This window comes from Mycobacterium sp. 852013-51886_SCH5428379 (assembly GCF_001665575.1).
Lineage (GTDB): Bacteria > Actinomycetota > Actinomycetes > Mycobacteriales > Mycobacteriaceae > Mycobacterium.
The window spans coordinates 37759-54299 of sequence record NZ_LZSU01000034.1 but is presented as its reverse complement, the minus strand read 5'-3'; the positions used below and the strand labels follow the sequence as shown (position 1 = coordinate 54299).

At 69.8% G+C, this 16541-nt stretch carries 15 protein-coding genes; 7 read left to right on the top strand and 8 right to left on the bottom strand.

The genetic code is table 11. The annotated features are described in order from the left end of the window. Nucleotides 1-19: 19 nt before the first annotated feature. The 3 genes from A5757_RS13870 to A5757_RS13860 are packed head-to-tail and all read right to left on the bottom strand — an operon-like array spanning nt 20 to nt 4273. The gene (locus tag A5757_RS13870) at nt 20-2815 is read right to left on the bottom strand and encodes a LuxR family transcriptional regulator (protein ID WP_066835063.1); all 2796 of its coding nucleotides are present in this window, start codon (nt 2813-2815) and stop codon (nt 20-22) included. 34 nt (nt 2816-2849) lie between these two features. After that, on the bottom strand, nt 2850-3518 hold the full coding sequence (locus A5757_RS13865) for a nitroreductase (RefSeq protein WP_066835061.1): 669 nt from the start codon (nt 3516-3518) through the stop codon (nt 2850-2852). Continuing rightward, a complete protein-coding gene (locus A5757_RS13860) occupies nt 3515-4273 on the bottom strand; it encodes an SDR family oxidoreductase (RefSeq protein ID WP_066835060.1) in 759 nt (252 codons plus the stop codon). Before A5757_RS13860 ends, A5757_RS13865 begins: the two co-directional genes overlap by 4 nt. Before the next feature lie 147 nt (nt 4274-4420). On the opposite strand from A5757_RS13860, the gene A5757_RS13855 reads away from it, so the two are divergent. Both A5757_RS13855 and A5757_RS13850 read left to right on the top strand, forming a co-directional pair. After that, complete coding sequence (locus A5757_RS13855; RefSeq protein ID WP_231983983.1) at nt 4421-5149, top strand: SDR family NAD(P)-dependent oxidoreductase; 729 nt, start codon at nt 4421-4423, stop codon at nt 5147-5149. Nucleotides 5150-5230: 81 nt separating this feature from the next. Then, nucleotides 5231-6118, top strand: a complete 888-nt coding sequence (locus A5757_RS13850; protein WP_066835056.1) for an MBL fold metallo-hydrolase — start codon at nt 5231-5233, stop codon at nt 6116-6118. A 7-nt stretch (nt 6119-6125) separates the two neighbouring features. Here the strand turns inward: A5757_RS13850 and A5757_RS13845 are convergent, their stop codons facing one another. Further along, entirely contained in the window at nt 6126-6737 is a 612-nt protein-coding gene (locus tag A5757_RS13845) for a TetR/AcrR family transcriptional regulator (RefSeq protein WP_156618397.1), read from the bottom strand. A gap of 97 nt (nt 6738-6834) precedes the next feature. Between A5757_RS13845 and A5757_RS13840 the strand changes: the two genes are divergently transcribed. Then, nucleotides 6835-7929, top strand: a complete 1095-nt coding sequence (locus tag A5757_RS13840; RefSeq protein WP_066835052.1) for a P1 family peptidase — start codon at nt 6835-6837, stop codon at nt 7927-7929. After that, a complete protein-coding gene (locus A5757_RS13835) occupies nt 7926-9338 on the top strand; it encodes an APC family permease (protein ID WP_066835050.1) in 1413 nt (470 codons plus the stop codon). Before A5757_RS13840 ends, A5757_RS13835 begins: the two co-directional genes overlap by 4 nt. An 11-nt stretch (nt 9339-9349) precedes the next feature. Here A5757_RS13835 and A5757_RS13830 read toward each other — a convergent pair whose 3' ends face one another. The 4 genes from A5757_RS13830 to A5757_RS13815 all read right to left on the bottom strand — a co-directional run bounded on the left by A5757_RS13830 (nt 9350) and on the right by A5757_RS13815 (nt 13175). Further along, the gene (locus tag A5757_RS13830; protein WP_255360370.1) at nt 9350-10138 is read right to left on the bottom strand and encodes a triose-phosphate isomerase; all 789 of its coding nucleotides are present in this window, start codon (nt 10136-10138) and stop codon (nt 9350-9352) included. Next, the gene (locus tag A5757_RS13825; RefSeq protein ID WP_066835048.1) at nt 10131-10589 is read right to left on the bottom strand and encodes a ribose-5-phosphate isomerase; all 459 of its coding nucleotides are present in this window, start codon (nt 10587-10589) and stop codon (nt 10131-10133) included. Before A5757_RS13825 ends, A5757_RS13830 begins: the two co-directional genes overlap by 8 nt. Before the next feature lie 38 nt (nt 10590-10627). Continuing rightward, nucleotides 10628-12343, bottom strand: coding sequence for an L-erythrulose 1-kinase (gene lerK, locus A5757_RS13820; protein WP_066835046.1), 1716 nt, complete (start codon nt 12341-12343; stop codon nt 10628-10630). Between the two features lie 85 nt (nt 12344-12428). Next, nucleotides 12429-13175 carry a GntR family transcriptional regulator gene (locus A5757_RS13815; protein WP_231983982.1) on the bottom strand — a complete coding sequence of 249 codons (747 nt, stop codon included), beginning with the start codon at nt 13173-13175 and terminating at the stop codon, nt 12429-12431. 25 nt (nt 13176-13200) lie between these two features. Here A5757_RS13815 and A5757_RS13810 point away from each other — a divergent pair, with 25 nt between their 5' ends. From A5757_RS13810 to A5757_RS13800, 3 genes are read left to right on the top strand one after another with little or no spacing between them, the layout of a single operon-like run. Next, on the top strand, nt 13201-14145 hold the full coding sequence (locus A5757_RS13810) for a sugar phosphate isomerase/epimerase (RefSeq protein ID WP_066835044.1): 945 nt from the start codon (nt 13201-13203) through the stop codon (nt 14143-14145). Nucleotides 14146-14167: 22 nt separating this feature from the next. Next, nucleotides 14168-15130: a 3-hydroxyacyl-CoA dehydrogenase family protein gene (locus tag A5757_RS13805; RefSeq protein WP_066835042.1), complete on the top strand. Its 963-nt coding sequence runs from the start codon at nt 14168-14170 to the stop codon at nt 15128-15130. A 5-nt stretch (nt 15131-15135) separates the two neighbouring features. After that, complete coding sequence (locus A5757_RS13800; RefSeq protein WP_066835040.1) at nt 15136-16536, top strand: GntP family permease; 1401 nt, start codon at nt 15136-15138, stop codon at nt 16534-16536. Nucleotides 16537-16541 lie beyond the last annotated feature (5 nt).

The window sequence follows — 16541 nt, the reverse complement described above, 5'->3', positions numbered from 1 at the left end:
GTGATCCGTGGTCGGGCGGTCAGCCCCCGGACCACGTGGCGGTGCGGAGCTGCCTGCGGGAGGAGATCCCGAGCTTGACGAACACCTTGCGCAGGTGCCATTCGACGGTGTGCATGCTGATGAACAGCTGCGCGCCGATCTCCTGGTTGGTCAGCCCGTCGGCGGCCAGCCGCGCGATCTGCGCCTCCTGCGCGGTCAACTCGTCACCGGAGCTCGTGGGTTGTCTGCGGACCTTCTCGCCGACCGCGATCAGCTCCCTACGGGCCCGCTCGGCGTAGCCCTGGGCGCCCATGCGGGTGAACATCTCGTGGGCCTCGGTGAGGTGTCTGCGACCGTCGCCACGCCGGTTGACCCGTCGCAGCCATTCGCCGTACGACAGCTTCGTGCGCGCGGTCCGCACCGCCACGCGGGACCGGTTCAGCTGGTCGAGTGCTTCGGTGAACAACCGATCCGCGTCGTCGTTGTCGGCCAGCAGCGCCCGCGCGGCGGCCATCGCGCCGAGACCCCACGGCGTCCCGCTCGCCCCGGCGCGACCCTCGAGCTCCTCGACGGCCTGTTCGGCGGCGTCGCGTTCGCCGAGATGGGTGGCGGCCTCCACCAGTTCCTCCAGGCACCACCCGTAGATGCCGAGGTCCTCGTACTCGCACGCCGCGCGGGCCGCGGCGTAGGCCTCCTCGTAGCGCGCCAGCCCGTTGTACAGCAGCGCGGAGGCGTACCCCGTCAGCCCGATGAGCCGTCCCTCGCCGCGCGCGGCCGCGCCGGCGGCAGCGGCGTCGATCAGCGGCACCGCTTCGGCCGGGTCCCCCCGCCACGCGGCGACGAGCAGGCGGTGATACCGGACCGGACCGCCCGGCGCGGTGGCCGCACTGATGGCTTGAGACTCCGCCAAAAGCGTTGCGGCTTCCGCGATCTCGCCCTGCAGCATCTTCAGGCCCGCCCGGTACACGAGGGCCTGCGGCAGGCCGGCCAGCGCCCCTGCAGCGCGGGCCTGCGCAACGACGCCCGCCGACAGCGCATCGAGCAGATTCTCGTCCCAGAGCTCGTGCGCGGCGGACTCCTGCAGCAGGGGGAAGGCGGGCACCAGCCACCGCAGGATCTGGTCGGGCTCGGTGCGGGCCAGTTCGCACATCGCGTCCAGGGCGGCGCGCAGGTGTTCGCCGCCGCTGCGGACGCCACCGGTGAGCCTCTCGGTCATCCCGCGGAAAAACAGGTCGACCGCGCGCGGCAACTCCGCGGTGTGGTCCATCGCCGCGCGCGCGGTCTCGGCGGCGCCCCGCAGCGCGCCGGGCTGAGCGAGGCGGCCGGCGTACATCAGCGCGGCGAACGCCTCCAGATAGCTCTCCCGGGACGCGAAGTCGTCGACGAGCTCCAGCTGCTTCGCGGCGTCGAGCAGCCCGGCCGCGGTTTCGCCGACCTGCGGGGCGCCGGGCTCACCGGCGCGGCTGCTCACGAACTCCATCTGGGCGTGCAGGCGGACGGCACCGGCGCGCTGGAGCTCCGACAGTGGCGCGGCCTCCGCGATCGCGAGCAGCTCGTGCGCGGCGGTGGTGGCCGCGGAGTCGCGTTTGGCCCGCGCCGCCGCCAGGGCGCGGCTCCCCCGCAGCTGGGGATCACCGGTGAGCACCGTGGCCCGCTCGAGAAACGTCGCCGCGGCGGCGATTCCGCCCCGGCTCTGCGCCCGGGTCGCCGAGGCCTCCAATTCGGCGGCCACCGCGTCGTCGGTGCCGGCGACGGAGTTGGAGGCGTGCCATGCCCGCCGGTCGGGATCGCATGCGTCGGTGGCCGCGGCGAGCGCCCCGTGCACGGCGCGGCGGTCGGCCAGGTCCGCGGCGCGGTAGGCGGCCGAGCGCATCAGGGGGTGCCGGAACCGCATGCGGGGTCCGAATTCGATGACACCTGCGGCCTCGGCCGACGCCAGCGCATCGACCGGGGTGTCGAGCAGCGCGGCGGCGCGCAGGAACAGCGCCGCGTCGCCGACCGGTTCGGCGGCGGCGATGAGCAGCAGCCTGCGGGTGTCGTCCGGCAGCGCCTGGATCCGGCGGAGGTAGCTGGCCTCGACCCGGTTCGGTGACGACTGGGTGCTGACGGTCCAGAATCCGCCCGCCAGTTCGGCCGGGGAGTACATCCGCGGGATCTCGAGCAACTCCAGGGGGTTGCCGCGGGTCTCGGCCACCACCCGGTCGCGGACGCCGGGATCGAGGCCGCCGATCAGCACGCTGTCCAACAGGTTTCGCGCGTCGACAGTGGACAGTCCGTGAACCGGCAGCTCGGGGAGGCCGGCCAGCGCCGCGGCGCCCTCGGTGCGAGCGGCGAACACCAGGGCGACCGGTTCGGCCATCAGCCGGCGCGCGACGAATCCGAGCGTCTGTACCGAGACCTGGTCGAGCCATTGGGCGTCATCGACGACGCACAGCAGCGGTTGTCGGTGTCCGGACGCCGCCAGCAGGTTCAGCACCGCCAGACCGACGAGGAAGCGTTCGGGGGTGGGGCCGACCCCCTGTCCGAACGCGACGTCGAGGGCCTCGCGCTGGGGCTCGGGCAGCTCGTCGAGGTGGGCCAGCAGTGGGGCGCACAGCTGGTGCAGGCCGGCGTAGGCCAGTTCCATATCCGATTCCACGCCCGACACGTGCAGACAGCGCAGACCGTCGGCCCGGTCGAGGAGGTGCTCGAGCAGGGCGGTTTTCCCGACGCCGGCCTCACCGCGCAACACCAGCACCTGCGACCGCCCGGCGCGGACCGCGGCGGTCACCTCATCCAGTGCGGCGGTTTCTCTGGTGCGGCCGTGCAGCGGTCGTCCCCGACCCCGGCTCGACATATCGCATCACGGTAATCACGCGAGGTCGCCCGGTCTAGCGGTCAGTGACGAAGGTGACGGTCTCGGCCAGTGGCGCCCGGCCGGTGCGGCCGTGGTCGACGGTGGTGTCCTCGTAGCCGATCGACATTCCGCAGAACAGGATCATCTCCTCGTCGGGTTCGACGATCTCTGCGACGGTGGTGCGGGTGGTCGACCACGCCATCTGCGGGCAGCTGTGCAACCCCTCGGCGCGCAGCAGCAGCATGACGGTCTGCAGATACATGCCCAGATCCGCCCACTGCGGCAGACCGAGTCCGCGGTCGATGTAGCAGAACAGCGCCGCGGGTGCGCCGAAGCAGTCCCAGTTGCCGATCGCCGCACGCTGGCGCGCCTCCCAGTCGTCGCGGACGATGCCCAGGGCGCGGTAGCGCTGTTCGCCGAACGCGTGGCGCCGGTCGCGGTAGGGCGATTGCAGTGCGGTGGGGTACATCTCGAACTGCCGCGGGTCCCAGGGATCGCCGGCGGCGACGCGTTCGACGGCCTTCTTCTTCAACCGCGCGAGCGGTGGGCCGGTGACGACGTAGATGCGCCACGGTTGCAGATTCGATCCGGACGGCGCCCAGGCCGCCGCGGACAACACGCGCCGCAGTGTCTCCTCGGGCACCGGTTCGTCGGTGAAGGCGCGCACCGCATGGCGACTGGTTACCGCCTCGTAGACGTTCACTGCCGGGCCGCCGTCTCCAGAACCCAGTCCTCGAGCCGGTGGTCGAACAGCGCCGCCCCGTCGCCGGGCACCAGGGTGTGGTCGTCGATCGCGGCGCCCCAGTAGCGGGCGTGCGGATCGGCCACCACCGGGCGTCGGTCGCCGCGGGCGGTCAGCACGGTGCGGATCAGGTCGGGCATCCGAAACCGTTCGGGTCCGCCGACTTCGGTGATGCCGCCGACGGGTGCGTTGACCGCGGCGATGGCGACGGCCTCGGCGACGTCGGCGGACGCCATGGGCTGGATCAGCGCACCGGGCAGCCGCACGGTTCCGTTCTCGGTCGCGGAATCGGCGATGGCGGAGAGGAACTCGAAGAACTGCGTGGCGCGCACGATCGTGTACGGCACCGGTCCGCCGGCGATCAGGTTCTCCTGCAGCAGTTTCGCCGCGAAGTATCCGCTCTCGCGGGCCAGTTGCTCGGTGCCGACCACCGACAACGCCACGTGATGCGCGACCCCGGCGCGCGCCTCGGCGTCGAGCAGGTTCGTGGTCGCGACGGTGAAGAACTCCCGGGCGGGTTCCTCGTCGAAGCTCGGCGAGTTGGTGACGTCCACGACCACCTCTGCACCCGACAGCGCCTCGGCCAGCCCCTTGCCGGTGAAGGCGTTGACGCCGGTGGACGGTGCGGCGGCGACGGCGTCGTGGCCGCGTTCGGTCAGTCCGCGTACGACCTTCGACCCGATCCGGCCGGTTCCCCCGATGACGACGATTCTCATGACGGCCCTTTCTGTTCCGTGGGCGGGGCGGCGACATCTCCGCCTCCGCCGGCCAGAACCGCCGCCTCGGCGCCGATTCATCCCCGCCTGGATGACCGCGCCGCTTCTCCGCTGTTCCGGCGAAGGAATCGACAGAAAGGAATGTCAGTGGACGACGGAGAACTGCAGGGATATCGCGCGGTGGTCACCGGCGGCACCGCCGGGATCGGGCTGGCGTGCGCACAACTGCTCGCCGGCGCGGGGGCGGAAGTGACGATCACCGGGCGCGACTCGGAGCGCGGCGAGGCCGCCGCGGCCACCCACGACCGCATCCGGTTCCTCCAGGCCGATATGGCCGACCTCGCGTCGGTGCAGAAACTCGCGCGCCTGCTCGGGGACGTCGACGTGCTGGTCAACAATGCGGCGAGTTTCCCCGCGGCACTCACCGTCGATCAGGACGTCGCGGCCTTCGCGCGGACCTTCGACACCAACGTGCGCGGGACGTACTTCCTCACCGCGGCACTGGCTCCCGGCATGCTCGCGCGCGGGCGGGGCAGCGTCGTCAACGTGACCTCGATGGTGGCGGGCAAGGGGGTGCCCGCCGCGTCGGTCTACAGCGCCTCGAAAGCGGCCGTCGAATCCCTCACCCGCACCTGGGCGGTCGAGTTCGGTGGCCGCGGGGTGCGGGTCAACACCGTCGCGCCGGGACCGACGCGCACCGACGGCGTCGTCGCGGAGTGGGGCGAGACCAACGAGGAGCTCGGCCGCGCGTTGCCGCTGGGCCGCACCGGGCAGCCCGAGGAGATCGCGCAGGCGGTGCTCTTCCTCGCCTCGCCACGGGCCGGTTTCGTCACCGGCGCCGTCCTGCCCGTCGACGGCGGCGGATCCGCGGCATGACCGGTGGATGAATCCGGCTGCGCCACAGCGATCCACGAGCAGACAGCGGAGAGCCCCTGTCGGTGCACGGAGGAGGAGAACATGAGCGTGCTTCAGGACGAACTGGTCCCGTCGCGGTACGCGGTACAGGTCGGTGACATCGAGGTGCTGGTGATCAGCGACGGCGTGCTGCCGATCACGGCGAGCACCCTGGCGACGAACGCCGCCCCGGCGGACCTCGGCGGCTGGTTGCAGGACCAGTTCCTGCCGCCGGACGTACTGGACTGGCCGCTCAACGTCGTCGTGGTACGGACCGGGGACCGGACCATCCTCGTCGACGCCGGATTGGGCGTGGAGTTCCCCGACTTCCCCCGCGCCGGCCAGACCGTGCACCGACTGGAGGCCGCCGGGATCGATCCCGGCGCGGTGACCGATGTCGTGCTGACCCATCTGCACATGGACCACGTCGGCGGACTGCTGACCGCGGGACTCAAGGAACGGCTGCGCCCGGATCTGCGGGTGCACACCGCGGCGGCGGAGGCGGAGTTCTGGGAGGCCCCCGACTTCACCCACACCGTGATGCCGGATCCGGTGCCGGCCGCCCTGCGGTCGATCGCCTCGCGGTTCCTCGACGAATACCGGGGCCACCTCAAGACGTTCGAGACCGAGTACGAGGTGGCGCCCGGGGTGCTCCTCAGCCGGACCGGCGGGCACACCCCCGGGCACAGCATCGTCCGGCTGGAGTCGCGCGGCGACCGTCTGACGTTCGCCGGTGACGCGGTGTTCGCGCCCGGATTCGACAATCCCGAGTGGCAGAACGGCTTCGAGCACGATCCCGAGGAGGCGACGCGCGTCCGGATGGCACTGCTGCGTGAGCTGGCCGCGACCGGCGAATCACTGGTGGCCACCCATCTGCCGTTCCCGTCGGTGTGCCGGGTGGCGCCGGCCGGGGACGCCTTCCGGTGTGTGCCGGCCGTGTGGGACTACTGACCGACGCTCACACCGTCTCGGGGAGGGCGACTCCGGTCGCCACCTCCGCGTACTGGCGCATGAGCCGCAGCGCGGTGCTGCGGCTCAGCGCCGGGTCGCGGGCGACGATCCGGTAGCCGAAGTAGTCCTCCATCGCCATCAGCGACATGGCGATGTCGCGGGGCGGCCCGGTCAGCCGGAAGGCCCCGGCCTGCTCGCCCGCCGCCAGCAGATCGGCGTAGAGGTCGACCTGGCGGTGGTAGATGCCCTGTACATCGCTGCGCTGGTCGAGTTCGAACCCGGCCGCCAGCACGGCCCGCCAGATCGCGCGCCACTCCGCGTCCTCGGGTCCCGTGGGCAGACCGGCCGCGATGGTCAGTGCCAGCCTGGTGGGGAGATCCTCGGTTGTCGCGCCGAGGCGTAACCGCTCTTCGTAGAACCGCACGTCCGACCGCAACGCCAGCTCCGACAGCAGGTCCGACACGTCTTTGAAGTAGTAGCGCACCGCGTTGGTGGTCAGGCCCAGCTCCGCGGCGACGTCGGAGAGTTTCAGCGTGGCCGGGTCGTGACGCTCGATCAGCGCGATCGCGGCGTCCATGATGTCGCCGCGTCTCTCGACCTGCTTGTTCGGCCGTGCCATACCGCCGATTCTGCCCTTCCTGTTGCGCTGCGGTGCACACGGGCGCATAGTTCTTTTCCAATCAGGAAAAGAACAACGGATGAATCGAGCGGAACGCATGCGTGCCAGAGACCTCGGCGTGGTGATCGGCGAGCACCCGCCCGGCCCCGCCAATGCGATCACCGATGTCGCCGGGGTACGCGTCGGGCACACCACGCTGCACGCCGACGGTCCCCCCGCGGTGCACACCGGCGTGACGGTCGTCGTCCCGCACGACGACATCTGGACCGAACCGGTGTTCGCCGGAGCGCACCGCCTCAACGGCAGCGGTGAGCTGACCGGCCTGGAGTGGATTCGTGAATCCGGGGAACTCACCACCGCGATCGGCCTGACCAACACCCACAGCGTCGGCGTCGTCCGCGACGAGTTGGTCGCCGCGCACGTCCGGGCCCGGGGCGAGGGCGTCTACTGGTCGCTGCCGGTGGTCGGCGAGACCTACGACGGTCTGCTCAACGACATCAACGGCTTTCACGTGCGCCCGGAACACGTGCGGGCGGCGCTGGACAGCGCGTCGACGGATGCCCCCGCGGAGGGCAACATCGGCGGCGGCACCGGCATGATCTGCCACGGTTTCAAGGGCGGGATCGGCACCGCCTCCCGGGTGACGGAGACGGCCGCCGGCCGATACACCGTCGGCGTCCTGGTTCAGGCCAATCACGGTCGGCGCGAACGCCTCCGGATCAACGGCGCCCCGATCGGCGAGCTCATCGGACCGGCCGAGGTGCCCCTGCCGGCGCTGCCGGCCGGATACGAACCGGGCTCGGGATCGATCATCGTCATCGTCGCGACCGACGCGCCGCTGCTCCCCCACCAGTGCCGTCGGTTGGCGCAACGCTCGGCGCTCGCGGTCGGCCGGCTCGGCGGGACCGGCGAGCAGTACAGCGGCGACCTGATGCTGGCCTTCTCGACCGGTAACCGCGGCATCCCCCCGTATTCGTGGGACGAAGACGCCGACACCGCGCGTCCGGAGATCCCGGTGCGGATGGTGGCGCCGCAGCTGATGACCCGGTTGTTCGACCTGACCATCGAGGCCACCGAGGAGGCCATCGTCAACGCGATGGTCGCCGCCACCACACTGACCGGCCACCGCGGCTACACCGCCCATGCGATCGACCACGACCGACTGCGAAACGCCTTCCAGGAGAACTCATGACGACATCCACCACCCCGGAGAAGCGGCGGCTGAAGGGGCATCTCGGCCCGGTCGGCATCGTGTTCATGGTCGTCGCCGCCGCCGCCCCGCTGACGGTGATCGGCGGCAACATGCCGCTGGCGATGGGGATCGGCAACGGCGCAGGCGCCCCGATGGGCTTCCTGATCGCCGCGCTGGTGCTGCTGGTGTTCAGCGTCGGATTCGTGACGATGACGCCCCACGTCCCCGAGGCCGGGGCGTTCTTCTCCTACGTGACCGTGGGCCTCGGTGAGCGGATGGGCAAGGGCATCGCCGTGGTGGCGCTGATCGCCTACACCGCGATCCAGGTCGGCATCTACGGCTACATCGGCTGGGCGATCTCCGATACGGTCGCGTTCTACAACGGCCCGGTGATCCCCTGGCCCGTCTACTCTTTCGCCGTCCTGGCGATCGTGGCGGTGCTCGGCTACCGGCACATCGAACTGAGCGCCAAGGTGCTCGGGGTCGCGCTCGCTCTGGAGATCGGCATCGTGGTGGTGCTCGACGTCGTGATGGTCGCCAACCCCGGTCCGGCCGGGATCACGTTCACCTCGTTCGCGCCGGCCACGTTCACCCAGGGTGCGATCGCCATCGCGATCCTGTTCGCGCTCACCGGATTCATCGGCTTCGAGGCCACCGCGGTGTTCCGGGACGAGGCGCGCGACCCCGAGCGGACCATCCCGATCGCCACCTATGCCGCGGTGATCATCATCGGTTCGTTCTACGCGATCACGGTGTGGGCGTTCGTGGTGGCGATCGGCCCGGATCAGGTGACCGGCGTGGCGCGGCAGACCCTCGACGGCAACGGCAACATGCTGCTCGACACCACCGGGGACATGCTGGGCACGGTCGGGCGCGACATCGTGAACGTGCTGCTGCTGACCAGTCTGTTCGCCTGCGTGCTGTCGTTCCACAACGTGATCGCGCGCTACCAGTTCGTGCTGGCCGGAAAGGGTCTGCTGCCGGCCCGGCTGGCCCGTATCCACGGCAGCCATGAGTCCCCGGCGTTCTCGTCGGTGGTGCAGACCATCACGGCGACGGTCATCGTGGCGATCCTCGCGGTGCTGGGTGTCGATCCGCTGGTGGGGGTGTTCGGGTCGATGGCGGGCGTCGCGACCGTCGGCATGGTGACCCTGATGCTGACGACGTCGGTGGCGGTGCTGGTGTTCTTCGCCCGCCACCGGGACCGGGCCGGGGGCCTGTTCACGACGCGGATCGCACCCGCCGTGGCGGTGCTCGGCCTGCTCGGCTGTATGTGGCTGGTGCTGTCGAACTTCACGCTGGTGACCGGTGGCAGCGCGACGCTGAGCACGATACTGGCCGCCATTCCGTTCGCGGGCTTGGTGATCGGGGCGCTGGCCTGGCGGCCGTCGACGTCGCTGCGCGGCTGAACCGGCGCGGTTCAGCCGGCTTTCGGGTGGTTCGCGCCGATCTCGAGCAGCCGCAGATAGCCCGGTAACTGCCAGGCGGTGCGGCCGACGAAGAGTCCGGTGACGTGCTCGATGCCGAGCAGGTCCGCGGCGTTGTCGAGGTTCACCGAGCCGCCGTAGAGCAGACCCGCTGTGCGACTGCCGTATTCGCGGCCGAGCTCAGCGAACGGCTCCTGCAGCTCCGGGACCGTGGCGGGACGGCCGTGTTCGCCGATCGCCCAGATGGGTTCGTAGGCGATCAGGACGTGTCGCAGCTGATCGGCGGTCAGCCCGTCGAGCGCACCGGCCGCCTGGTCGAGGATGAACTCCGACGATCCGCCCGCCTGTTTGACCTCGTCGCTCTCGCCGATGCACAGCAGTGGGACGAGCCCGTGGCGCAGGGCGGCAGCGACTTTCAGCCGGGTGGTGGCCACCGTTTCGCCGAAGTGCTCGCGGCGCTCAGAGTGTCCGATCTCGACGAGCTGGGCGCCGGCGTCCTTCGCCTGGGCCACCGAAACCTCACCGGTCCAGGCGCCTTCGTCCTCCCAGTGCGCGTTCTGCACCCCGAGAAGCACCGGCGAATCGGTGCCGAGTTCCTCGCGGGTGACGGCCAGAGCGGTGAACGACGGAATGATGAAGGGCTGCACGCCCGGCAGCGCGGTCCGCTGGAGGTGGTCGGCCAGCCCGCGGGCGTAGTAGCGGGCCTCGGCCAGACCCTTGTTCATCTTCCAGCTGGTACCGATCCACAGCGGACCGGTCGCGGTCGGGACCGGATCAGTCACTCTCGTAGGCGCTGATGTCGGCGACCTTGGCCGCGGAGGACGACTCGGGGTCGAATTCGAGTTCCAGCCACTCCTTGACGAGCACCCGCGCCAACTCCAGTCCGACCACGCGCTCACCCATGCACAGCACCTGCGCGTTGTTCGACAGCACCGAGCGCTGCACCGAGTACAGATCGTGCGCGGTGACGGCGCGGATACCCTTGACCTTGTTCGCCGCGATCGCCACGCCCAGGCCGGTCCCGCAGATCAACAGCGCGCGGTCCGCCTCGCCGCGGGCGATCTTCTCTGCGGCTGCGACCGCGACGTTCGGGTAGGACGTGGTGTCCTTCAGGTCCGAGACGCCGACGTCGGCAATGACGTCCACCCGCTCGTCGGCCTCGAGGTCCTTCCGCAGCGCCTCCTTGTAATTGAATCCGGCGTTGTCTCCGCCGACCACAATCCTCAATGCCATGTCTTCTGCTCCTTCGTCATCCTTAGTCAGCTGTCGGCTCATCCGGTCAGATGCTCGCCGAGAGCTGCCATCAACAGTGCGAACGACAGCGCGCCGGGGTCCGGGGTGCCGAGGCTCTTCTCACCGAGTACCCGCGCGCGGCCCAACCGCGCCGCGATCTCGGCGGTCTTGTCCGCCGCGTCGCGCGCCACCTGTGCCGCCGCGACGATCGCCGGACCCGCCTCGGCCTCGAACGCTTCGGTCAGCGCCTCGCGGAACGGCACTGCGGCGTCGACCATCGTCTTGTCGCCCGGGCGGGCGCCACCGAGCCGGAGAACGGCGTCGATCCCCGCGGTGACCGCGTCGACGATGCTCTGCTCGTCGGCGCCCGCGGTGTCGGTGAACGCACCTCCGGCGCTGGCCAGCGCGGCACCCCACAGCGCGCCCGAGGTGCCGCCGGCCGAGTCGGCCCACGCCTGCCCGGCCAGTAGCAGCGTCGTCCGGGCACCGGCGCCCTGCTCGACCCCGTCGCGCGCTGCGCGGGCAGCGCCCCGGGAGCCGAACGTCATGCCCTGGCCGTGATCGCCGTCGCCGGCGACCGCGTCCAGGCGGCCGAGCTCGGACTCGTTGTCGGCGCACACCCGCTCGAACGTGCCGAGGACCTCGGAGATTCTGCGGGCGCAGGCGCGCGACTCCTCGCCAGCCTCCGGGATCTCGGCGTCCGCCGCGTCCCAGATGCCAGTGCGCGGCGGGCGCTGCACGTCCGGCATCGCGCCGCGGCGGTAGGCGGGGGTCTCCACCGGCGCCGTCCACAGCGTCTCGAGTTCCTGGTCGAGAAACACCACCGTCAGCGACAGACCGGCCATATCGAGGCTGGTGACGAATTCGCCCACCTCGGGGCGCACGGCGGTGAGCCCCTTCTCCTCGAGCCGCTGCGCGACGCGTCCGTAGACGACGAACAGCTCCTCGTACTTGACCGTGCCGAGGCCGTTGAGGATCACCGCGACCCGGCCGTCGTACCCGTCCTCCCCGCGGGGCGGTTCTTCGGCCAGGACGGCGTCGACGAGCAGATCGGCGACGTCCGCGGCGGTGCCGAGGTCCTCGTCCCGGATACCGGGCTCGCCGTGAATGCCGAGTCCGACGCCCATCCGGCCCTTCTCGACGTGGAAGAGCGGTTCACCGGCCCCGGGCAGGGTGCAACCGTCGAACGCCAGGCCGAACGAGCGGGTCGCGTCGTTGGCCTTCCAGGCCAGGCGTTCGGCCTCGTCGAGATCGGCGCCCGCCTCGATCGCGGCGCCGGCGATCTTGAAGACGGGGAGGTCACCGGCGACGCCGCGGCGGTCGCGGTGGTTCTCCGGGCCGTTGGAGGCGATGTCGTCGCTGACCCTGATGATGCGGACGTCGATGCCTTCGTGGCGCAGTTTCTCCGCGGCCATGCCGAAGTGCAGGACGTCTCCGGCGTAGTTGCCGAATCCGAGGATGACGCCTCCGCCGTTCTCGGCGTTGCGCACCACGGAGTAGACCTCCGAGGCCGACGGCGAGGAGAAGATGTTGCCGCAGGGGGCGCCGTGGCCCATGCCGGGTCCGACCCAGCCGGCGAACGCCGGGTAGTGCCCGGACCCGCCGCCGATCACCAGCGCGGGCTGGCCCTCCGGCGTCTGGCTTGCACGCGCCACGCCTCCGGGGACCTCGACGAGCAGGTCCGGATGCGCGGCGACGAGGCCGCGCACCGCCTCGTCGGCGAAGTCGTCAGCTTTGTTGAGGAGGTACGTCATTGTTCCGTCCTTGAGGAGGCTGCAACCGAGTGTTCGGCCTCACATCCTATAGGAAATGCGTGGTCTTGGCCGCCATCTGCCCGGGCTATCCGACGCGTTCGGCCTCGGCCTGCTCAGTCAGCGCCCGCTGCTTCACGCTCCTGATGTGCGCATGCATGATCCGGTACACCTCGGGGCCGAAACCTCGTCGCAGCGCGGTCAGGATCTCGCGATGTTCGGCGATCGCGTGCGCCGAATCGGTGACACCCACGCCGATGAACAGCCGGAACCGCTGCCCGTGACCACCGAGCGCGTCATAGGCGCGCAGCAGCGCGGCGTTGTCCGCGCATTCGGCGATCAACCGGTGGAACTGCTCGTCGGCGCGGTGGAACTCGCGGATCGCCGACGCGTCGGGAGTGTGCGGGGCGCGCTCCTGTTCGGCGATCAGCTCCTCGAGGGCGTCGAGTAGGGCGCCGTCGGCCCGTGCGCAGGCCAATTCGGCCAGGTGGGGCTCGATGAGCAGGCGGGCGTCCATGATGTCGGCGATCTCTTTGGCGTCCGGCATCTCCGGCACCCGGTAGCCGCGCATCGCAACCCGCACCACGTTTCCCGTGGACTCCAGGCGCGCCAGCGCCTCGCGGACCGGCGTGGGCGAGACCCCGAGGTGGCGGGCCGTCCCGTCGATGCTGATCGGATCTCCCGACCGCAGCGTGCCGTCCAGCAGCAACTCCATCAGGCGCTCGTAGACCTGGTCGACGAGCGTGCTGCGTGCCGGCATCCCGAACTCGTGCGCTTCCACTCCAGCCTTTCGGTCCCGGTGGAACGGGAGTTTACCGCCCTTGACATCACCCACCGGTCGACCTATATCCTATATTGTGATGCAGAACACTACGAGCACTCAGAGATATACGGCCGACACCTGGCCGATCGCGGCCAACATGCTCGGTTTCGGCAACCGCGCGCCGGACGGCGGACACATCAAGGACGCGCCTGCCGCGGTGTGGGCCTCGCAGCTGCGCCAGGTCCGCGAGTTGGGGTTCGACCACATCGATCCCACCGACGCCTGGGTCCCGCTCGCCGCGCTGTCCGACGACCGGGTCGAGGAGTTCCGCGGTGTGCTGACCGACGAGGGCCTGTCGATCTCGTCGATCTCCATGACCCGCAACTCGGTCGTCGACGTGGCCAACGGTGAACAGAACCTCGCCGATGCGCACCGCCTCATCGACCTCGCCCCGTCGTTCGGCGCCACGATCGTCAACACCGGGTTCATGCAGGCGGTCACCCCAGAGCAGAGCGAGCAGATCTGGTTCTGGCTGGTGGAAGGCCACGTCGACGATCCGGCGCTGCGCGATCTGGCGATCGAACGGATCCGCGAGCTCGGCGATCACGCCCGGTCCAACGGCATCGAGGTCAGCCTCGAGATGTACGAGGACACCTACATCGGCACACCGGACGAGGCGGTCCAGTTCCTCCGCGACGTCGACCACGACGCGGTGGGGCTCAACCCGGATCTGGGCAACCTCATCCGACTGCACCGGCCCATGCCGCATTTCAGCGAGATGTACGCCAAGGTCCTGCCCTACTCGAACTTCTGGCACATCAAGAATTACTCGCGCGACTACGATCCGGCGACCGGCGCCTACAGCTCGGCACCCCTGCCGTTGAAGTATGGCTACATCAACTACCGCCAGATGATCCGTCTGGCACTGGAACTCGGCTACACCGGGCCGTTCTGCTGCGAGCACTACGGCTCCGACTCCCTGGGCGTGTGCGCGGAGAACCGGGAGTACATCCTCCAGGTGCTCACCTCCGCCCTCGCCTGACCTCAACCCGAAAGGCTCTCGCATGCGCAAGATCAACACCGTCACGGTCGTCGGCGCCGGCTACATGGGCGGCGGTATCGCCCAGTCCCTGGCGCTCAGCGGATTCCAGGTCAAGATCGCCGACGTCAGCGCCGAGGCCACCGCCTCGGCGCTCGAACGCCTGGAGCGAGAGGCCCGCGAATTCGAGGAACAGGGTTTGTTCGACGCGGGTAGCGCCGACGCCATCATGGGCAACCTCACCGCAGGCGACAGCATCGAGAACGCCGTCGCCGACGTCGATTTCGTGATGGAGGCGGTCTTCGAGGACGCCGACGTCAAGAAGGACGTACTGGCCCGGATCTGCACGAGCGCCCGCCCCGACGCGATCATCGGCACCAACACCTCCACCATTCCGGTCAAGGTGCTCGTCGAAGCGGTCACCCATCCCGAGCGGTTCCTCACCGTGCACTTCTCCAACCCGGCGCCGTTCATTCCCGGCGTGGAGCTGGTCGCCGGCGAGGCCACCACCCAGGAGGTCATCGACACGGTCAAGGACCTCCTCGTGCGCGCCGGCCGGGAAGGCGCCCAGGTCGCCGACACCCCCGGGATGGCGCTCAACCGCCTGCAGTACGCACTGTTGAAGGAGGCGACGCTGATCGTCGAGCAGGGTGTCGCCTCGATCGAGGACGTCGACACCATCGTCCGCACCACCTTCGGTTTCCGCCTCGGGTTCTTCGGCCCCTTCGCCATCGCCGACATGGCCGGACTCGACGTGTACGCCAAGGGATTCCACACGCTGGAGAACGAGTTCGGCGAGCGCATGGCCACGCCGAAGCTGCTCGCCGACACCGTCGACGCGGGTCGCCACGGCACCAAGAACGGTAAGGGCTGGACGGGCGACTTCGACGACGAGACCAAGGCGGAACTCATCGCCTATCGCAACAAGGCGTACTCGCGCATGGCTGATCTGCTGCGCGAACTCGGTCCGGCCCCGAAGGGATCCTGAACCTCATGGACGAAGTCGTTCTCGCCGAGCGGCCCGCCGCCCTGCTCATCCTCATCGCGGTCGTCGCGATCGCGGTGCTGCTGTTCCTGATCATCAAGGTCCGGCTGCACGCCTTCTTCTCGCTGATCATCGTCAGTGTGCTGACCGGCCTCGCCGCCGGCATCAGCATGGGCGATGTCGTCACCGTGGTCATCGCCGGCTTCAGTAATACCGTCGGCACGGTCGCGTTGCTCGTCGGCTTCGGCGCCGTACTCGGGCGGCTAGTCGAAATGACCGGTGGCGCACAGACATTGGCCGACAAGATGCTGTCGCGGTTCGGGGAGAAGCGGGCGCCACTGGCGCTGGCCGTAGCCTCGCTGTTCTACGCGTTCCCGATCTTCCTGGACGCCGGCTTCATCGTCATGCTGCCCATCATCTACACCGTGGCGCGGCGCCTGGGCGGCTCGTTCATGCTCTACGTGCTGCCGTCGATCGGCGCGTTCCTGATGATGCACGCCCTGACTCCGCCGCATCCCGGCCCCACCGCCGCGGCCACGGTGATGGGCGCCGACGTCGGGATGGTGGTCGTCGTCGCGCTGCTCGTCGGCTTGCCGACCTGGTACCTCGCCGGATACCGGCTCAGCCTCATCATCGCCAAGCGCTACCCGAACATGCCGGTGCCGACACTGCTCGGTGAGCCCAAGGACTATCCCGAGGACGAGCGCCCCGGATTCTGGACCGTCATCCTGGTGCTGCTGCTGCCGCTGTTCCTGATCTTCTTCAACACGGTGTTCTCGACGCTGGAGGCCGACGGAGCCGTCACCGACGACAACGTCTTCTACCAGCTCTCCCGGCTGATCGGGACGACCTCGATGGCGTTGCTGATCAGCGTGCTGCTGGCCATGGTGCTGCTGTACCTGCGGCCACGACGGCGGCGCGGCGAACCGATCGGCGGCCTGCTGGAGAATCTCGTCGACGACGCCCTGGCGCCGGTCTGCTCGATCATCCTGATCACCGGTGCGGGTGGCGCTTTCGGGCGGGTTCTCACCGAGACCGGGATCGGCCAGACGCTGGCCGACGGCCTCGACGCCCTGGGACTGCCCGTCATCCTGTCCGGCTTCCTGATCGCGATCGCGTTCCGGGTGGCGCAGGGCTCGGCGACCGTCGCGGCGACCACCGCAGGTGCGATCATGGCCCCGGCGGTGACATCGATGAACCTCGGTGCGATCGCGCTCGCGGCCGTGGTCATCGCCATCTGCGCCGGTTCGATCACGTTCTCCCACGTGAACGACTCCGGCTTCTGGCTGATCGGCCGCTTCTGCGGATTCGACACGGTGACCACGCTGAAGACCTGGACCGTGATCGCCACGGCGATCGGGTTCATGTCCTTCGCGCTGGCCGCGGTGGTGTACGTGGTCGCCAGTTGAGGGGC

Excerpts from the sequence above, each read along its gene's own strand:
- A5757_RS13870 (WP_066835063.1), bottom strand. The coding sequence starts at position 2,815 with ATGTCGAGCCGGGGTCGGGGACGACCGCTGCACGGCCGCACCAGAGAA.
- A5757_RS13860 (WP_066835060.1), bottom strand. The coding sequence starts at position 4,273 with ATGAGAATCGTCGTCATCGGGGGAACCGGCCGGATCGGGTCGAAGGTC.
- A5757_RS13850 (WP_066835056.1), top strand. The coding sequence starts at position 5,231 with ATGAGCGTGCTTCAGGACGAACTGGTCCCGTCGCGGTACGCGGTACAG.
- A5757_RS13845 (WP_156618397.1), bottom strand. The coding sequence starts at position 6,737 with ATGGCACGGCCGAACAAGCAGGTCGAGAGACGCGGCGACATCATGGAC.
- A5757_RS13840 (WP_066835052.1), top strand. The coding sequence starts at position 6,835 with ATGCGTGCCAGAGACCTCGGCGTGGTGATCGGCGAGCACCCGCCCGGC.
- A5757_RS13835 (WP_066835050.1), top strand. The coding sequence starts at position 7,926 with ATGACGACATCCACCACCCCGGAGAAGCGGCGGCTGAAGGGGCATCTC.
- A5757_RS13825 (WP_066835048.1), bottom strand. The coding sequence starts at position 10,589 with ATGGCATTGAGGATTGTGGTCGGCGGAGACAACGCCGGATTCAATTAC.
- lerK (WP_066835046.1), bottom strand. The coding sequence starts at position 12,343 with ATGACGTACCTCCTCAACAAAGCTGACGACTTCGCCGACGAGGCGGTG.
- A5757_RS13810 (WP_066835044.1), top strand. The coding sequence starts at position 13,201 with ATGCAGAACACTACGAGCACTCAGAGATATACGGCCGACACCTGGCCG.
- A5757_RS13805 (WP_066835042.1), top strand. The coding sequence starts at position 14,168 with ATGCGCAAGATCAACACCGTCACGGTCGTCGGCGCCGGCTACATGGGC.
- A5757_RS13800 (WP_066835040.1), top strand. The coding sequence starts at position 15,136 with ATGGACGAAGTCGTTCTCGCCGAGCGGCCCGCCGCCCTGCTCATCCTC.